The sequence below is a fragment of the Streptomyces sp. NBC_00057 genome (assembly GCF_045041165.1).
Lineage (GTDB): Bacteria > Actinomycetota > Actinomycetes > Streptomycetales > Streptomycetaceae > Streptomyces.
This window is the reverse complement of sequence record NZ_CP108256.1, coordinates 3297461-3313452: the sequence shown is the minus strand read 5'-3', so window position 1 is coordinate 3313452 and position 15992 is coordinate 3297461. Positions and strand designations below refer to the sequence as shown.

The window sequence follows — 15992 nt, the reverse complement described above, 5'->3', positions numbered from 1 at the left end:
TTGTGAGGACGCCCGTGGGGGGCGGGCCGCTCCGGACACAAGGGATCGAGGAGGCGGCCGGGCAGATGGAGACGACCAGTCGGGTGGGCGCGGAAGGTGCGCCGAGCACAGTCACCGCAGAGGGGGTATCGGCGACCCGGCGTTCTGTCGACGGTTATCTGGCAGCTCCGTTTCCCTGGTACGGACTGGACGAGGCCTTCACCGGGCCGCGTTGGCCGATGCAGGTGGGCACCGCGGCGGACGGCACTGTGCAGCACGGTTCCATCGGACACGGTGACGAGCCGTCGGTACGGGCCGACTCGGGTGCCGAGAAGCAACGATTCGCTGTCGTCGTGACGGTGGCCAGCAGCCCGGTGCGGCGCAGCGGCGACGGTACGGGGGTTCTGGACGCGACCACGGTCTCGTCCGCGGCCTGGCTGGCAGGGTCCGGCCTGCTCGCCTGTACGTGGCCCCCGCAGATGGATCACACACTGCGTGACGACTGGCTGGACCAGCAGACGGAGACTGCGTTCGAACTCGCCGACGATCTGGACGGTCCCGCATGGTCGGCGCTGTCGCTGCCCGTGGACGGTGTCCCGGTGCCGTTCCACTACCGCGAGTCCGAGTTCGGCTGGGTGCTGGCGGGGTCGGCGCACGGCGGGGTGCACATCGGGGCGTACGGGCGGGGGATGAGCGCGTACGGGCTGGGGTTCTCGGTGGTCGGCGACATCGCGACGTACGCGTAGGCCGGGGCGGTGGGCGGTGACCGGTCGTTGCCGGTTGCCGCTTTGTTCTCAATCGCCGGCCGGGCTCGAAGACGTCCTCAATCGCCGACCGGGCTCGGTCTCGCCGGACGGGCCTGGAAACCAGGCCCGTCCGGCGATGCCTTCGTCCCCGCTCAGAACTTGTTGCGCGGGGTGATTCCCAGCGACATGCCCGACAGGCCGCGCTGACGGCCTCCCAGCTTGTCCGCGATGGTGCGGAGTGCCTTGCCGGCCGGGGAGTCGGGGTCGGACAGGACGACCGGCTTGCCCTCGTCGCCACCCTCGCGCAGCCGTACGTCGATCGGGATGGAGCCGAGCACCGGCACCTCCGCGCCGACCGTCCTCGTCAGGCCCTCGGCGACCTTCTGGCCACCGCCGGTACCGAACACATCGACCATCTCGCCGCAGTGCGGGCACGGAAGCCCCGACATGTTCTCGACGACGCCGACGATCTTCTGGTGGGTCTGCACGGCGATCGAACCGGCCCGCTCGGCCACCTCGGCCGCCGCCTGCTGCGGGGTCGTGACGACCAGGATCTCGGCGTTCGGCACGAGCTGTGCCACCGAGATCGCGATGTCACCGGTGCCCGGCGGCAGGTCGAGCAGCAGGACGTCCAGGTCGCCCCAGTACACATCGGCGAGGAACTGCTGGAGTGCTCGGTGCAGCATCGGTCCGCGCCACACCACCGGGGCGTTGCCCGGGGTGAACATGCCGATGGAGATGACCTTCACGCCGTGCGCCGACGGCGGCATGATCATGTTCTCGACCTGGGTCGGCTTGCCGTCCGCGCCGAGCATCCGCGGCACGCTGTGCCCGTAGATGTCCGCGTCCACGACACCGATCTTGAGACCGTCGGCCGCCATCGCGGCCGCCAGGTTCACCGTGACCGACGACTTGCCGACGCCGCCCTTGCCGGATGCCACCGCGTAGACCCGGGTCAGCGAGCCGGGCTTGGCGAACGGCACCTCGCGCTCCGCCGTACCGCCGCGCAGCGAGGACGCGAGTTCCTTGCGCTGCTCGTCGCTCATCACGTCGAGCGTGACGTCGACGCGCGTGACGCCTTCGACCTTCGTCACCGCGTCGGTCACGTTCTTGGTGATGGTCTCGCGCATAGGGCAGCCGGACACCGTGAGATACACCGTGACAGCGACCGCACCGTCAGCATCGATCTCGACCGACTTCACCATGCCGAGTTCGGTGATCGGACGGTGGATCTCCGGGTCGTTCACTGTCGCCAGTGCCTCAAGCACCGCGTCTTCCGTAGCCATACCGACGATGTTACGGCGCCTGCTGCTACGCGCGAGTAGCCCTGTCAGCGGTCTTCGTCACTCTCGGCCGGGAATGGGGCACGCCGGTCGCCCAGGTCCCGCACGAGGTCTTCCAGTTCGGAGCGGATCCAGTCGCGGGTGGCGACCTCGCCGAGCCCCATCCGCAGTGCCGCGATCTCCCGGGTGAGGTACTCGGTGTCCGCGATGGAGCGCTCGTTCTGCTTGCGGTCCTGCTCGTAGGTGACCCGGTCGCGGTCGGCCTGCCGGTTCTGCGCGAGCAGGATCAGCGGGGCCGCGTACGAAGCCTGGAGCGAGAGCATCAGCGTCAGGAAGATGAACGGGTACTGGTCGTACCGCCACGCCGTCGGCGCGAAGACGTTCCACAGCACCCAGACGATGATGACCAGCGTCATCCAGGAGATGAAGCGCCAGGTACCCAGGAAGCGGGCGATCCGCTCGGAGAACCGGCCGAACGTCTCGGGGTCGTATTCGGGCAGCAGCCGCCGCCGCGGGGCCTTCGGCTGGTCCAGCCGGGAACGGGGCGGGCGCGCGATGCCCGAGGCACCCGTCGGCGTCCCCCTCGTGCGGTCCTCACCGGCCACGGGCGACCTCCTCCTCACCGTGGAAGTCGGTCTCCCGCCAGTCCTCGGGCAGCAGGTGGTCGAGTACGTCGTCGACGGTCACAGCGCCGAGCAGGGATCCGCTCTCGTCCACGACCGGCACCGAGACCAGGTTGTACGCGGCCAGGTAGCTCGTCACGGCCGACAAAGGGGTGTCCGGGGTGAGGGGGACGAGATCGCTGTCGACGATCGAGCTGACCAGGGCGTACGGCGGATCCCGCAGCAGCCGCTGGAAGTGCACGGTGCCCAGGTACTTGCCGGTCGGTGTCTCGTCCGGGGAGCGGCACACGTACACCTGGGCGGCGAGTGCGGGGGACAGATCCGCCTGCCGGACCCGTGCGAGTGCGTCGGCGACCGTCGCGTCCGGCCGCAGAATGATCGGCTCGGTGGTCATCAGACCGCCGGCGGTCCGTTCCGCGTACGACATGAGGCGCCGCACATCCTCCGCGTCGTCCGGACGCATCAGGGCCAGCAGCCGCTCCTTGTCGTCCTCGGGCAGTTCGGACAGCAGGTCGGCCGCGTCGTCCGGGTCCATGGCCTCCAGGACATCGGCGGCACGCTCCTCCTGGAGCTTGCCGATGATCTCCACCTGGTCGTCCTCGGGCAGCTCCTCCAGGACGTCGGCGAGCCGGTCGTCGTTGAGCGCGGCCGCCACCTCGGCCCGTCGCTTCGGCGACAGATGGTGCAGCGCGTTGGCCACGTCGGTCGGGCGCAGCTGCTCGAACGTGGCGACCAGGGACTCGGCGCCCTGCCCGTCCTCCTCCAGTGAGAAACCACTGACCGCCGACCATTCGACCGTCAGGGTCTCGCCCTTGCGCCGCAGCGCCCCGCCCTTGCCCTTGCGTACGAAGTACTTGTCGATCTCCCAGTCGCGGCGGGCCGGGAGCTGCGACACGGAGACATCGAGGATGGTGACCTCCTCGCCGGTCTCCACGAGGCGGACCCGCCGGTCGAGGAACTCGCCGAGCACCAGGCGTTCGGTGGGCCGCTGTTCGAAGCGCCGCATGTTGACGACACCGGTGGTGATGACCTGACCGGACTCGATCCCCGTCACCCGGGTCATCGGGAGGAAGATCCGGCGGCGGCTGAGCACCTCGACGACCAGGCCGAGCAACCGGGGCGGGCGGCCGCCGACCCGCAGCATCGCGACCAGGTCGCGGAGGCGGCCCACCTGATCGCCGTTGGGATCGAAGACCGGGACGCCGGCGAGGTGTGAGACGAAGACCCGGGGGGCGCCTGCCGCCATGGTGCGCCTCCTTCTTCCGTGTACGACTTCTCTGTCCGGTCCGTTTGACAGCTAATTAACCGTTATGACGGGATCAGGCTAGCCCGTACCGCTCCGGGCCGCCCCGGTGGATCCGTCCGTACGGCTCTCTGCCGGAAGGTGTGAACGGCACAGGTACGCTGCCGTCTGCCACCCCCGCCATGCAGATGAGAGGCAGTGCGCCCGTGACCTCTTCCGTTCCGCCCGTCCGGGCCCGACGCCGCCGGACCGCCCTCACTGTTGTGCTCTGCGCGGGGCTCACCGCCGCTCTCACGGCGTGCGGGGGCGAGGATCCGGACAAGGGGACCAATGGCGTTGGCAAGCTCGCCGCCACGGAGATCGAAAAGAAGGCGCAGACTGCAGCGGACTCCGCCGATGCGGTGCGCCTCGCCGGGACGCTGGTCAGCAAGGGCGGCACGTACAAGCTCAATATGCAGCTCAGGGAGAAGGGCGGCATCGGCTCCGTCGTCTCGAAGAACAGCACCTTCGAGCTGCTGCGGATCGGTGACGAGCTCTATCTGAAGGCGGACTCGGGGTTCTGGAGCCACGATGAGAAGTCCGGCGCCGACGGCGACGCGGGCGGGGCGGCCGCGGACAAGCTCCAGGACAAGTATGTGAAGGTGCCCGAGGACGACCCCACGTACAAGCTGCTGCGCGGCTTCACGGACAAGAAGACCCTGCTCGACGGGTTGCTCACCCTGCACGGCACCCTCAACAAGGGCGACCGGGAGAAGGTCGGACCGACCCGGACCGTCCAGATCACGGGCGGCAAGGGCGAGGGCGGAACGCTCGACGTCTCGCTGGAGGGCACGCCGTATCCGCTGCGTTTCGCGCGCGGCGGTGGCGGGGGGATCGTGACGCTGTCGGACTGGGGCAAGGACTTCACGCTGGAGGCCCCAGCGAAGGGCGACACGGTCGACTACGGGCAGCAGCTGCCCAAGACATCCTCCTGAGAGCGGGCAGCACGGCACGCGGTCCAGGAGGTGGCCCTGCCCGGCGGATCAGCGACGGGACAGGCCCTGCCCCGGTCAGCCCTTGAGTGCCCGCTTCAGCAGCCGCGGCAGTCCGGCCGGCACCGGCCGTCGCGTGGTCGCGGACGTCGGCAGGGGCGCAGCGGCCAGCGAGCCGTCCGGCAGTTCCGTACGGAATTCGCCGGGTGTCAGCCGCAGCACCCGGCATTCGCGCGCCCACCGCTCCGTCATCTGTTCGGCGTCCGGTGCGTTCAGCCGCTTGCCCTTGAGCTCGGCGACGGCGGCCTCCCACTCCTCGGAGTGCGGTGCGAGCTCCGTCACGGCGGCCGTCCAGGCGACCAGCCGGCCGCCCTTGTCCTTGCTGCGCACGGTCACCTCGGCGGCGGACCCGTCGCCGAGACCGGCCGGGAGCGGCTGCTCGCCGGGGCCGTCGCCGACCAGATGCACCGCACCCTCGTGCCACACGTGCCACAGCGCCCGCGCGGGCCCGGTGCCCCGCACCCAGATGAGGCCCGACTTCTTGGTGGCCTCCTCGACGAGAGCCCGGCCCAGCGGCACGTCAGCAGCAGTCATACCCGAACTCTATTAGAGCCAGCCGTTGCGCTTGAGTGTGCGGTGGATGGAGAAGCAGACCACTCCGATGACGCCCAGCACCATCGGGTAGCCGTATCTCCAGCCCAGCTCGGGCATGTGCTTGAAGTTCATGCCGTAGACGCCGCAGATCATCGTCGGTACGGCGACGATGGCCGCCCAGGACGTGATCTTCCGCATGTCCTCGTTCTGCGCGACGGTCGCCTGCGCCAGGTTGGCCTGGAGGATCGAGTTCAGCAGTTCGTCGAAGCCGATGACCTCTTCGTGCACCCGCGCCAGGTGGTCGGCGACGTCGCGGAAGTACTTCTGGATGTCGGGGTCGATCAGCCGCATCGGCCGCTCGCTCAGCAGCTGCATCGGCCGCAGCAGCGGCGACACTGCCCGCTTGAACTCCAGGACCTCACGCTTGAGCTGGTAGATCCGGCCCGCGTCCGAGCCGCGCGGGCTGCCCTTCGCGGGGGTGGAGAAGACCCCGATCTCCACCTCGTCGATGTCGTCCTGGACGGCGCCCGCCACCGCGATGTAGCCGTCGACGACATGGTCGGCGATGGAGTGCAGGACCGCGGAGGGCCCTTTGGCGAGCAGCTCGGGGTCGTCCTGCAGCCGGTGCCGCAGTGCGCGCAGTGAGCCGTGGCCGCCGTGCCGGACGGTGATGACGAAGTCCCGGCCGGTGAAGCACATCACCTCGCCGGTCTCGACGACCTCGCTGCTCGCGGTGAGCTCGGTGTGCTCGACGTAGTGGATGGTCTTGAAGACGGTGAAGAGAGTGTCGTCGTACCGCTCCAGCTTCGGCCGCTGGTGGGCGTGGACGGCGTCCTCGACGGCGAGCGGGTGGAGGCCGAACTCGCGGGCGATACCGGCGAATTCCTCCTCGGTCGGCTCGTGCAGGCCGATCCAGGCGAAGCCGCCCTCCTCGCGCACCTGGAGCATCGCCTCGTGCGGCGTGCGGCAGGTGCCGGTCTCCACGCGCCGTCCGTCGCGGTAGACCGCGCAGTCGACGACCGCGCTGGAGGCGGACGGGTCACGGGTGGTGTCGTAACTGTTGTGCAGGGCGTTGCTCTTACGCAGGGACGGGCGCACGGCGGCGCGCAGGTCGCGGATCATCGACATGGCTGGCTCCTTCACGGAGGGCCGTCGTCGGGCACGTGGAACAGCCCGGAATGGGGACGTGTGCTCACGTCCGCAAAGCGGGCGGCACCGCAGCGGCGCGATGACGGCGTTCGCTACAGACAGGCAAAAAAGGGGTGCTCTTCCGTCGTGCGCAATGCCAGGGGCCTTGACCGAGAAGGCTTCAGATCACCGAAGAGAGGTGAGGAGCGGAAGAGCGGTTGGTACTGCACGGTCGACTTCGATCCATTGCAGCCCCACCTCCTCCAGCCGGTCCCCCGTGGGGGATGACGTGTCGTCGGGACTGAGAGCGACGCTTCTGCGTGCTGCCCCGACCAGCGGCCAAGACTATCAGCCGACTGAGGGCCAATCGTTTACTTTGCCCGTTCCATACGCGTCCTATGCTCGCAGGATGGGAGAAATTCTTGCTCTGGTCGAGGCCCGGCTGCTGGCGGCCCTCGGTGAACCGGACGCGCGCGCCGCAGTGACGTTTCTCGGTACGGACCGGATCGAGGTCCTTCGTTTCGTCGACGGCGATGTGGTGCGCTACGCCACGCTCGGCATGTCCGCCCAGCCGATGTCCGATCCGACCGCGACCCTCGTGGACCCCGAGAAGGGACCGCGCGCCGAGCTCGTCCTCTCCGTGCGGGCTGGACTCGCCGACACCGACAAGGTGCTCCGCGGGCTGGCCGTACTGGCGGCTTCCCCGCAGGTCGAGGGGGTGATCGTGGCTCCCGGCGCCTCGCTGGACCTCGGCGAACCGCTGTGGCCCGGGGCGCCGTTCAGCTCCGTACTGGTTGCCGAGCCGGGCGGTCTGGTGGAGGACCTGGAACTGAATGAGCCTGCGCCGCGTAGCGGCTCCGTGCGGGGCGATGGCCGGGAGACGGGCGGGCCCATGGACCCGGTGCGGTTCCTGCCCCTGCTGCCGATGACGCACAACGAGGCCGCGTGGAAGCGGGTCCGCGGCGCGCAGGAGCTCCAGGAGCGGTGGCTCTCGCACGGTACGGATCTGCGTGATCCGCTGCGTGGCTCCGTGGCGCTGGACTGAGACGTAGGACCGACCGGCTGAGTCATGCCGGGCATATGGGAAGCCCCGCCGCGCAGCCAGGAGGGGGAGCCGCGGGCGGGGCAGAACAGGGTTTGCGTCGTGGTCAGTTGGCGAAGACTGTGACGCCGTCCTCGCCGGCATGCTTGGGCTCCAGCTCCTCTGCCTCGTGGGTCAGCGCCGTACGCCGGATCCAGACGACGACCGCACCGACGACGGCCGCGATCGCGGCGACCACGAACGGGATGTGGATGTTGCTCCACTCCTCGATCTTCGGTGCGAGGTACGGGGCGGCGGCCGCGGCGAACCAGCGGACGAAGTTGTAACCCGCGCTCGCCACCGGGCGCGGCGCGTCCGACACACCGAGCGCCAGCTCCGTGTAGACGGTGTTGTTCATGCCGATGAAGGCGCCGGAGACGATCGTGCAGACGATGGCGGTGGTGTGGTTGCCGTATCCCAGGATCACGAGGTCGACGGCGAGCAGCACCAGCGAGGCGCCGAGCACCTTGAGCGACCCGAAGCGCTTCTGCAGCCGCGGGGCGACGAGCACCGAGAAGATCGCGAGCAGCAGACCCCAGGCGAAGAAGACCGCGCCCGACTTGTACGGCGTCATGTTCAGCACGAACGGTGTGAACGCCAGGATCGTGAAGAACGCGTAGTTGTAGAAGAACGCCGAGGTCGCGACGGAGGCCAGGCCGCCGTGGCCGAGCGCCTTGATCGGGTCGAGCAGCGAGGTCTTCCTGGCGGGCTTGGGCTGCTCCTTCAGGAACGCCGTGATGCAGATGAAGCCGATCGCCATCAGCGCGGCCGTGCCGAAGAACGGGTAGCGCCAGCTGGCGTCACCGAGCAGGGCGCCGAGCAGCGGTCCGCAGGCCATGCCGAGACCGAGCGCCGACTCGTAGAGAAGGATCGCCGCCGAGCTGCCGCCGGCCGCAGCACCGACGATCACGGCGAGCGCGGTCGACACGAAGAGCGCGTTGCCCAGCCCCCAGCCGGCCCGGAAACCGACGAGTTCGGCGACGGACGACGAGGTGCCGGAGAGCGCGGCGAAGACGACGACGAGCGCGAGGCCGGTCAGCAGCGTCTTGCGGCCGCCGATCCGGCTGGACACGAAGCCGGTGACGAGCATCGCCACGGCGGTGATCAGGAAGTACGAGGTGAAGAGCAGCGACACCTGGCTCGGCGTCGCCTCCAGGCCCTTGGCGATGGACGGGAGAATCGGGTCCACCAGGCCGATTCCCATGAATGCGACAACAGAGGCGCCCGCCGTGGCCCAGACGGCCTTCGGCTGGCGCAGGATGCTGCCCGCTCCTTGATCGAACGGATCCTCTCCCTGCATGGGTCTTCTCGCTCTCCACTAGATCGTTGTGTTATGCACAGAATAAGTTAGGGGAACTAATGAATGCAAGTTACATCTAATTCTTGCTGGTGGGGGCCACGCTGCGGACGGGTGATCATCCTTGACGCGGCGACGGTCCTGGAGGACCGTTGGTCGCTATGAGGGGCGAACCCAGTTGCCCGAAGTGCGGAGGCCGGGTCAGGGCGCCTGGTCTCTTCGCCGACACCTGGCAGTGCGCGGTGCACGGCAGTGTGCAGCCGCTGCAGCCGGTCGTCCCGCCCAGCGTCGAGGCGCTGAGCGTGGTGGTGCAGCGTGCTCAGGTCCCGGTGTGGATGCCCTGGCCGCTGCCGGTGGGCTGGCTGTTCACCGGTGTGGCGAGCGCGGGTGACGACCGCAGCGGTGGTCGCGCCACCGTCGTCGCCTGTTCCGGCCCCGGTCCCGTCGGCGGTATCGGCGAGCTGCTGCTCGTCACCGAGGAACTCGGTGTCGGACTCGGGGCGCGCTTCGCCGGGATCGATGGCCTCGACCCCGGCCCCTATCTGCACGTCGACGGCCCGCCGGACGTGAAGATGCTCGCCGCCGGCCGCCCCACCCCGCTCTGGAACGTCAAGGGAGCGCCCGAGGACCGGGCGGTCTTCGCGGGCGAGGCGCGCGGGCTCTGGCTCTGGGCGATCGTCTGGCCCGAGCAGTCGGGGCTCCTGATGTACGACGAGCTGGTGCTCGCCGATCTGCGCGAGGCCGGGGGTGAGATGGACCTCGTACCGTGCGGGGCGCTCACACCGCGCCTGCTCAACTAGGGCCTGTCCGGCCGACCGGCTCCGGCACCTCGGGTGCCCGCAGGGCCTTCGGGCCCGGCCGGGCACCGCTCGAATGCCGGTTATCCTTGGATGTCCCCTTGTCCGGCCCGAGCACTGGAGTACGCGTCGTGCGCATCGACCTGCATACCCACTCCAGCGCTTCGGACGGTACGGACACCCCCGCCGAGCTGGTGCTGGCTGCGGCCGCCGCAGGCCTCGACGTCGTCGCCCTCACCGACCACGACACCGTGCGCGGCCACGCCGAGGCGATCGCCGCCCTCCCGGAGGGGCTCACCCTCGTCACCGGAGCCGAGCTCTCCTGCCGGATCGACGGCGTGGGCCTCCACATGCTGGCGTACCTCTTCGACCCCGATGAGCCCGAGCTGGCACGCGAACGCGAGCTGGTACGGGACGACCGGGTGCCGCGCGCCCGGACCATGGTGGGCAAGCTCCGGGCGCTCGGCGTTCCGATCGAGTGGGAGCAGGTCGCGAGGATCGCCGGGGACGGATCGGTCGGCAGGCCGCACATCGCCACCGCGCTCGTCGAGCTGGGCGTCGTCGAGACGGTCTCCGACGCCTTCACGCCCGAATGGCTCGCGAACGGCGGACGCGCGTACGCCGAGAAGCACGAACTCGACCCCTTCGACGCGATCCGGCTGGTCAAGGCCGCCGGTGGCGTCACCGTCTTCGCCCACCCGCTCGCCGTCAAGCGCGGTGAGGTGGTGCCCGAGTCGTCGATTGCGCGGCTCGCTGCCGCAGGCCTCGACGGCATCGAGGTCGACCATATGGACCACGACGAGCCGACCAGGGCCAGGCTGCGCGGGCTCGCCCGGGAGCTGGGGCTGCTGACGACCGGGTCCAGCGACTACCACGGCAGCCGCAAGACCGTCGGACTCGGCGAGTACACCACCGACCCCGAGATCTACGGCGAGATCACCCGGCGCGCCACGGGAGCCTTCCCGGTGCCGGGCGCCGGCGGACCCCGCCCCGCGTAACGACGCACGCGTCGCCGCCGGGGCGTGAAGCCCCTCGCCGTTCTTCCGGGCGGCCGGACGCGTACCGCCACTCGTCCCACCACTGCGTTCCATTTCTGCGCACCCGGCCACAAGGCCGCCGTCATGGCTTCGGGGTGCGCTCCGTCAGGCCGTTTCTCGCTCTCTTCTCGCAAGGCTCACTGTGTTCGACGTCGCTGTCTTCGGATCCCTTTTTCTCACGCTTTTTGTGATTATGGATCCCCCTGGGATCACTCCGATCTTTCTTGCCCTCACCGCCGGCCGCCCCGCAAAGATGCAGCGCAGGATGGCGCTGCAGGCGGTGGCCGTCGCCTTCGGCGTGATCGCCGTCTTCGGTGTGTTCGGCCAGCAGATCCTCGACTATCTGCATGTCTCCGTACCTGCCCTGATGATCGCGGGCGGACTGCTCCTGCTGCTGATCGCGCTCGATCTGCTGACCGGCAAGACCGACGAGCCGACGCAGACCAAGGACGTCAATGTGGCGCTCGTGCCGCTGGGCATGCCGCTGCTTGCCGGGCCCGGTGCGATCGTGTCGGTGATCCTCGCGGTGCAGCACGCCGACAGCGTGGGAAGCCAGATCGCGGTCTGGTCGGCGATCATCGCCATGCACATCGTGCTCTGGCTGACCATGCGCTACTCGCTGCTCATCATCCGGGTCATCAAGGACGGCGGTGTCGTGCTGGTGACCAGGCTCGCCGGAATGATGCTCTCCGCCATCGCCGTACAGCAGATCATCAACGGGGTCACCCAGGTCATCCAGAACTCCTGACGGGTGCTCGCGGACACCACAGCGCCCCCGTACGGACCTTCCGTACGGGGGCGCTTCGTCTTTGAGCGTCGTAATGCGTTACGAAGCCGAGCTTTCGGCCGGGCGGATATAGATGCGCTGGCCTATGGCTGCGGCCTGCTGCACGATCCGGTTGACGGAGGCGGCGTCCACGACGGTGCTGTCCACGGCGGTACCGTCGACATCGTCGAGTCGCATGATCTCGAAGCGCACAAGGCTTCCCTTCGTCTGATCCTCCTGCTGGAGAACTACTGGGAGGACGGGTGACCCGTCCGCAAGGATGAGAGCGCCCGACACCTATGTCTTGCGCTCCACGAGGTGTACAACGGCTTGCCTCCTGCAAACATTCCCTACGCTAAGGAAATTTTTTGGATGTCTAAGTACCAGCAGGTCGCCGAGCGCGATCCGGCGACGAGGCCCGAATGAACGAGACAGAGATCCGCGAGCGCCTGGACCGCACCAACGAGCTGCTCCAGCGCGTGCTCGCCGAGGTGTCGAAGACCCCCTCGACCCACGCGATCTTCGTGGACGCGGGCTATGTGTACGCCGCGGCCGGACTGCTCGTCACCGGCACCGAGGACCGCCGCTCCTTCGACCTCGATGCGGAAGGGCTGATCGAGGCCTTCATCGACAAGGCCCGCACGATCTTCGCGGACAGCAGGCTGCTGCGCGTGTACTGGTACGACGGAGCCAGGCGACGCATCCACACCGTCGAGCAGCAGTCCATCGCCGAACTCCCCGACGTCAAGGTCAGACTCGGCAACCTCAACGCCAACAACCAGCAGAAGGGAGTCGACTCACTCATCCGCACCGACCTCGAATCGCTCGCCCGGCACCGCGCCATCAGCGACGCGGCACTGGTCGGCGGCGACGAGGACCTGGTGTCAGCGGTCGAGGCGGCGCAGGGGTACGGGGCCCGGGTGCACCTGTGGGGCATCGAGGCGGGGGAGGGGCGCAACCAGGCCGAACCGCTGCTCTGGGAGGTCGACAGCCAGCGCACCTTCGACTTGGACTTCTGCCGCCCGTACGTCACCAGACGCCCCGTCACCACCTACGAAGACGACACCCCCGCGCCCTCGCGCGAAGACGTCCGCTTCGTCGGTGCGCAGATCGCCGCTGCCTGGCTGGCCGCCCGGGGCCGCGAGTCCCTCGCGGATCTGCTGCCCGGACATCCGTACCTGCCGGGCTCCGTCGACCAGGACCTGCTGGTCGAGGCCGAACGGCTGCTGCAGCACTCGCTGCGCGGCCACGCACATCTGCGGCGGGCGCTGCGTGACGGTTTCTGGCAGCATCTGCAGGCGCAGTACTGAGTTCTGACGGCCATTGCCTACAGGCTGTCCCAGAAGGAGACGAGCGCGGCCGCCGTCTGCTCCGGACGGTCCGTATTGGGGGAGTGCTCGGCGCCCGCGATCCGGGTGCGGCGTGCGCCCAGCCGCTGGGCCATCTCGTCGAGCAGTGGCACCGGCCAGGTGTCGTCGCGCTCGCCGGAGAGCACATGGAGGGGCAGAGGTACGGCGGCGAGTTCGGCCACCCGGTCCGGCTCGGCCGCCAGCTGGCGGCCGGTGGCGATCAGCTGGGCGGGCTGGTGGCGCAGCCAGCGCCGGCGCAGAGCCTCGCCGTCCGTCGCCGCGTCCTCGGGCGGGTCGAGGGCGCGCATCGCCTCCCACACCTCGGCCATGCTCAGCGTCGCGAGCGCGTCGCCGAGCATCTTCACCTTGAGCTGCTGGGCCTCGGTGACCTGTGCCGGTCCGGACGACATGAGGGTCAGCGAACGGAACGGCGAGGCGTCCAGCAGCACGGCGGCGCGGGCGATCTGCCCGCCGAGCGAGTGCCCGACCAGATGCACGGGGCCCTCGCCGCCGATGCCGGGAGCGGTGGCCTGCGCGAGTACATCACGGGCCAACTCGCCCTGTGCGTAGTCCCCTTGACGGGTCGTCCCCTCGGTCTCGTACTGCCCGCGACCGTCCACGGCGACGGTCCGGTACCCGGCGGCACAGAGCGGTTCGAGGAGTGCGATGAAGTCCTCCTTGCTGCCTGTGTAACCGGGCAGCAGAAGGGCGGTACCGCGCGGCGCGGTGCGCGGCGAGGCGTCCAGCACGGCGAAGTCCCCGCGCGCGGTGCGGAGCTGGCGGGCGTGGGCGCAGGGGGGCGGGGCGAAGGTGGGCGGCCGACTCATGGGACGAGGTTATGTCCTCGAACGCCGGACGGGCTTGAGGATGCCCTCAAGCCCGTCCGGCGAAATCAAGCCCCTCAGGCGTTCGAGGAGCGGGGTCCGGGGCGGAGCCCCGGATCAGTCAGCGCTCCGTGCTCAGCCCTCGGTCTTGGCGGCAGCCGCACGCGGCGCCCGCCGCCTCCGCGGCTTCGCCTCGCCCTCGGCGACCGGCGCCTGGGCCACAGCCTCCGTCTTCGGCTTGGCTGCAGCACGGGTGCGGCGACGCGGCTTGGTCTCCGGGTTGGGCTCGGAGATCGGCGCGATCTGGAAGTCGACCTCGTCCTCGGCCGGCTTGATGACGCGGGCGCGGCGGCGCGGCTTGGTCACCGCCCTCGTCTCGGGCACCGGCTCGGCGATGGGCGCGATCTGGAAGTCGACCTCGTCCGCGACCGGCTTCACGACGGCGGCTCGGGTGCGGCGGCGGCGCGGCTTGGTCTCGGTCGCGGGCTCGGCCTCGACCTCGGTCTTCGTGGCGACGGCGGCGGCCGGAGCCTCCACCGTGGTCACAGCGGCCTCGGCTGCGACGTCCGGGGCGCCGACGCGGGTACGGCGACGGCGGCGCGGCGTACGCGGCTCCGACGGGGCGTCGTCCACCTCGGTGGACGGGGCCGGCACCGTGGCGACGGCGGCGGCCTCCTCGACCGCGGAGCCGCCCCGCGTACGACGACGCTGACGCGGCGTACGCGGCGCACGCTCCTCACGGACGGCGGGCGCCGAGGACACGGCGGAGGACTTGCGACCGCGGCCGCCCGTCTCGCCCAGGTCCTCGATCTCCTCGGCCCGCAGACCCGCACGGGTCCGCTCGGCACGCGGCAGGACACCCTTGGTGCCGGCCGGGATGTCGAGCTCCTCGAAGAGGTGGGGCGAGGTGGAGTACGTCTCGACCGGGTCGTTGAACTTCAGGTCCAGCGCCTTGTTGATCAGCTGCCAGCGCGGGATGTCGTCCCAGTCGACCAGTGTGATCGCGATGCCCTTGGCGCCCGCACGGCCGGTCCGGCCGATGCGGTGGAGGTACGTCTTCTCGTCCTCCGGCGACTGATAGTTGATGACGTGGGTCACACCCTCGACATCGATACCGCGGGCCGCCACGTCGGTGCAGACGAGCACGTCCACCTTGCCGTTGCGGAACGCGCGCAGTGCCTGCTCGCGCGCACCCTGGCCGAGGTCGCCGTGGACTGCGCCGGACGCGAAACCGCGCTTCTCCAGCTGCTCGGCGATGTCGGCGGCCGTGCGCTTCGTACGGCAGAAGATCATCGCGAGTCCGCGGCCGTTGGCCTGCAGGATGCGGGAGACCATCTCCGGCTTGTCCATCGAGTGGGCCCGGAAGACATGCTGCGAGATGTTCGCGACGGTCGCGCCCTCACCGTCGGGCGAGGTGGCGCGGATGTGTGTCGGCTGAGACATGTAGCGCCGCGCGAGGCCGATGACGGCGCCCGGCATGGTCGCAGAGAACAGCATCGTCTGCCGCTTCGGCGGAAGCATGGTGATGATCTTCTCGACGTCGGGCAGGAAGCCCAGGTCGAGCATCTCGTCGGCCTCGTCGAGCACGAGTGCGCGGACGTGCGAGAGGTCGAGCTTGCGCTGCCCGGCGAGGTCGAGCAGTCGGCCCGGGGTGCCGACGATCACATCGACGCCCTTCTTCAGGGCCTCGACCTGTGGCTCGTACGCGCGGCCGCCGTAGATCGCGAGAACGCGGACGTTACGCACCTTGCCGGCGGTCAGCAGGTCGTTGGTGACCTGCTGGCAGAGCTCGCGGGTGGGGACGACGACCAGAGCCTGCGGTGCCTCGGTCAGTTGCTCGGGCTCGGCCCGGCCCGCCTCGACGTCCGCGGGGACGGTGACGCGCTCCAGCAGCGGCAGACCGAAACCGAGGGTCTTGCCGGTGCCGGTCTTGGCCTGGCCGATGACATCGGAGCCGGAGAGCGCGACGGGAAGCGTCATCTCCTGGATGGGGAACGGGGACACAATGCCGACGGCCTCAAGGGCCTCGGTCGTCTCGGGAAGAATCCCGAGTTCTCGGAACGTAGTCAGGGTGCTGCCTCTTCTGTGAGACGCGGTCCGAGGCGAACGCTGGGGGTCGTACCGTGCCGGGGTTGGTCATCCGGCCGTGGATGGGCCGGGTGGCGCGGGACCACTGCCGTCGCTCGAGCGCTCGTGCCGCTGAGGGGCCCCTCATCTGCGGTCGTACGTGGCGTACGCCCCGCGTGGAGGGCTGTCGGGTCGGAGCCGATCGGG

General features: G+C 69.6%; 16 protein-coding genes. 7 read left to right on the top strand and 9 right to left on the bottom strand.

The window, feature by feature from the left end; genetic code table 11:
* Window positions 1–65: 65 nt before the first annotated feature.
* Entirely contained in the window at window positions 66–725 is a 660-nt protein-coding gene (locus OG953_RS15230) for a hypothetical protein (RefSeq protein WP_405684751.1), read from the top strand.
* A 152-nt stretch (window positions 726–877) separates the two neighbouring features.
* On the opposite strand, the gene OG953_RS15225 is transcribed toward OG953_RS15230, so the two are convergent.
* From OG953_RS15225 to OG953_RS15215, 3 genes are read right to left on the bottom strand one after another with little or no spacing between them, the layout of a single operon-like run.
* The gene (locus tag OG953_RS15225) at window positions 878–2011 is read right to left on the bottom strand and encodes an Mrp/NBP35 family ATP-binding protein (RefSeq protein ID WP_405684749.1); all 1134 of its coding nucleotides are present in this window, start codon (window positions 2009–2011) and stop codon (window positions 878–880) included.
* A 44-nt stretch (window positions 2012–2055) separates the two neighbouring features.
* On the bottom strand, window positions 2056–2613 hold the full coding sequence (locus OG953_RS15220) for a DUF1003 domain-containing protein (protein WP_405684747.1): 558 nt from the start codon (window positions 2611–2613) through the stop codon (window positions 2056–2058).
* A complete protein-coding gene (locus tag OG953_RS15215) occupies window positions 2603–3877 on the bottom strand; it encodes a magnesium transporter MgtE N-terminal domain-containing protein (RefSeq protein ID WP_405684745.1) in 1275 nt (424 codons plus the stop codon). Before OG953_RS15215 ends, OG953_RS15220 begins: the two co-directional genes overlap by 11 nt.
* A gap of 203 nt (window positions 3878–4080) precedes the next feature.
* Here OG953_RS15215 and OG953_RS15210 point away from each other — a divergent pair, with 203 nt between their 5' ends.
* The gene (locus OG953_RS15210) at window positions 4081–4848 is read left to right on the top strand and encodes a hypothetical protein (protein WP_405684744.1); all 768 of its coding nucleotides are present in this window, start codon (window positions 4081–4083) and stop codon (window positions 4846–4848) included.
* Window positions 4849–4923: 75 nt separating this feature from the next.
* On the opposite strand, the gene OG953_RS15205 is transcribed toward OG953_RS15210, so the two are convergent.
* Together OG953_RS15205 and OG953_RS15200 are read right to left on the bottom strand one after the other, a co-directional pair.
* Window positions 4924–5439 carry a hypothetical protein gene (locus OG953_RS15205; RefSeq protein ID WP_405684743.1) on the bottom strand — a complete coding sequence of 172 codons (516 nt, stop codon included), beginning with the start codon at window positions 5437–5439 and terminating at the stop codon, window positions 4924–4926.
* Window positions 5440–5451: 12 nt separating this feature from the next.
* The gene (locus tag OG953_RS15200; protein ID WP_405684742.1) at window positions 5452–6567 is read right to left on the bottom strand and encodes a magnesium and cobalt transport protein CorA; all 1116 of its coding nucleotides are present in this window, start codon (window positions 6565–6567) and stop codon (window positions 5452–5454) included.
* A gap of 409 nt (window positions 6568–6976) precedes the next feature.
* Between OG953_RS15200 and OG953_RS15195 the strand changes: the two genes are divergently transcribed.
* Window positions 6977–7612, top strand: coding sequence for a suppressor of fused domain protein (locus OG953_RS15195; protein ID WP_405684740.1), 636 nt, complete (start codon window positions 6977–6979; stop codon window positions 7610–7612).
* 103 nt (window positions 7613–7715) lie between these two features.
* Here the strand turns inward: OG953_RS15195 and OG953_RS15190 are convergent, their stop codons facing one another.
* Entirely contained in the window at window positions 7716–8948 is a 1233-nt protein-coding gene (locus tag OG953_RS15190; protein WP_405684739.1) for an MFS transporter, read from the bottom strand.
* Between the two features lie 158 nt (window positions 8949–9106).
* Between OG953_RS15190 and OG953_RS15185 the strand changes: the two genes are divergently transcribed.
* From OG953_RS15185 to OG953_RS15175, 3 genes are all read left to right on the top strand, one after another.
* A complete protein-coding gene (locus tag OG953_RS15185) occupies window positions 9107–9745 on the top strand; it encodes a DUF6758 family protein (RefSeq protein ID WP_405684738.1) in 639 nt (212 codons plus the stop codon).
* 128 nt (window positions 9746–9873) lie between these two features.
* Window positions 9874–10740 (top strand): PHP domain-containing protein, encoded by an 867-nt coding sequence (locus OG953_RS15180; protein ID WP_405684737.1) that lies wholly within the window; start codon window positions 9874–9876, stop codon window positions 10738–10740.
* Between the two features lie 181 nt (window positions 10741–10921).
* Entirely contained in the window at window positions 10922–11527 is a 606-nt protein-coding gene (locus OG953_RS15175; protein WP_405684736.1) for a MarC family protein, read from the top strand.
* Between the two features lie 78 nt (window positions 11528–11605).
* Here the strand turns inward: OG953_RS15175 and OG953_RS15170 are convergent, their stop codons facing one another.
* The gene (locus OG953_RS15170) at window positions 11606–11758 is read right to left on the bottom strand and encodes a hypothetical protein (RefSeq protein ID WP_198676864.1); all 153 of its coding nucleotides are present in this window, start codon (window positions 11756–11758) and stop codon (window positions 11606–11608) included.
* Between the two features lie 209 nt (window positions 11759–11967).
* Between OG953_RS15170 and OG953_RS15165 the strand changes: the two genes are divergently transcribed.
* Complete coding sequence (locus tag OG953_RS15165) at window positions 11968–12855, top strand: NYN domain-containing protein (protein WP_405684735.1); 888 nt, start codon at window positions 11968–11970, stop codon at window positions 12853–12855.
* 17 nt (window positions 12856–12872) lie between these two features.
* On the opposite strand, the gene OG953_RS15160 is transcribed toward OG953_RS15165, so the two are convergent.
* Both OG953_RS15160 and OG953_RS15155 read right to left on the bottom strand, forming a co-directional pair.
* Entirely contained in the window at window positions 12873–13721 is an 849-nt protein-coding gene (locus OG953_RS15160) for an alpha/beta fold hydrolase (protein ID WP_405684734.1), read from the bottom strand.
* Window positions 13722–13853: 132 nt separating this feature from the next.
* The gene (locus OG953_RS15155; protein ID WP_405684732.1) at window positions 13854–15698 is read right to left on the bottom strand and encodes a DEAD/DEAH box helicase; all 1845 of its coding nucleotides are present in this window, start codon (window positions 15696–15698) and stop codon (window positions 13854–13856) included.
* Between the last annotated feature and the right edge of the window lie 294 nt (window positions 15699–15992).

Excerpts from the sequence above, each read along its gene's own strand:
- OG953_RS15195 (WP_405684740.1), top strand. The coding sequence starts at position 6,977 with ATGGGAGAAATTCTTGCTCTGGTCGAGGCCCGGCTGCTGGCGGCCCTC.
- OG953_RS15205 (WP_405684743.1), bottom strand. The coding sequence starts at position 5,439 with ATGACTGCTGCTGACGTGCCGCTGGGCCGGGCTCTCGTCGAGGAGGCC.
- OG953_RS15185 (WP_405684738.1), top strand. The coding sequence starts at position 9,107 with ATGAGGGGCGAACCCAGTTGCCCGAAGTGCGGAGGCCGGGTCAGGGCG.
- OG953_RS15160 (WP_405684734.1), bottom strand. The coding sequence starts at position 13,721 with ATGAGTCGGCCGCCCACCTTCGCCCCGCCCCCCTGCGCCCACGCCCGC.
- OG953_RS15230 (WP_405684751.1), top strand. The coding sequence starts at position 66 with ATGGAGACGACCAGTCGGGTGGGCGCGGAAGGTGCGCCGAGCACAGTC.
- OG953_RS15190 (WP_405684739.1), bottom strand. The coding sequence starts at position 8,948 with ATGCAGGGAGAGGATCCGTTCGATCAAGGAGCGGGCAGCATCCTGCGC.
- OG953_RS15155 (WP_405684732.1), bottom strand. The coding sequence starts at position 15,698 with ATGACGCTTCCCGTCGCGCTCTCCGGCTCCGATGTCATCGGCCAGGCC.
- OG953_RS15165 (WP_405684735.1), top strand. The coding sequence starts at position 11,968 with ATGAACGAGACAGAGATCCGCGAGCGCCTGGACCGCACCAACGAGCTG.
- OG953_RS15225 (WP_405684749.1), bottom strand. The coding sequence starts at position 2,011 with ATGGCTACGGAAGACGCGGTGCTTGAGGCACTGGCGACAGTGAACGAC.
- OG953_RS15215 (WP_405684745.1), bottom strand. The coding sequence starts at position 3,877 with ATGGCGGCAGGCGCCCCCCGGGTCTTCGTCTCACACCTCGCCGGCGTC.
- OG953_RS15200 (WP_405684742.1), bottom strand. The coding sequence starts at position 6,567 with ATGTCGATGATCCGCGACCTGCGCGCCGCCGTGCGCCCGTCCCTGCGT.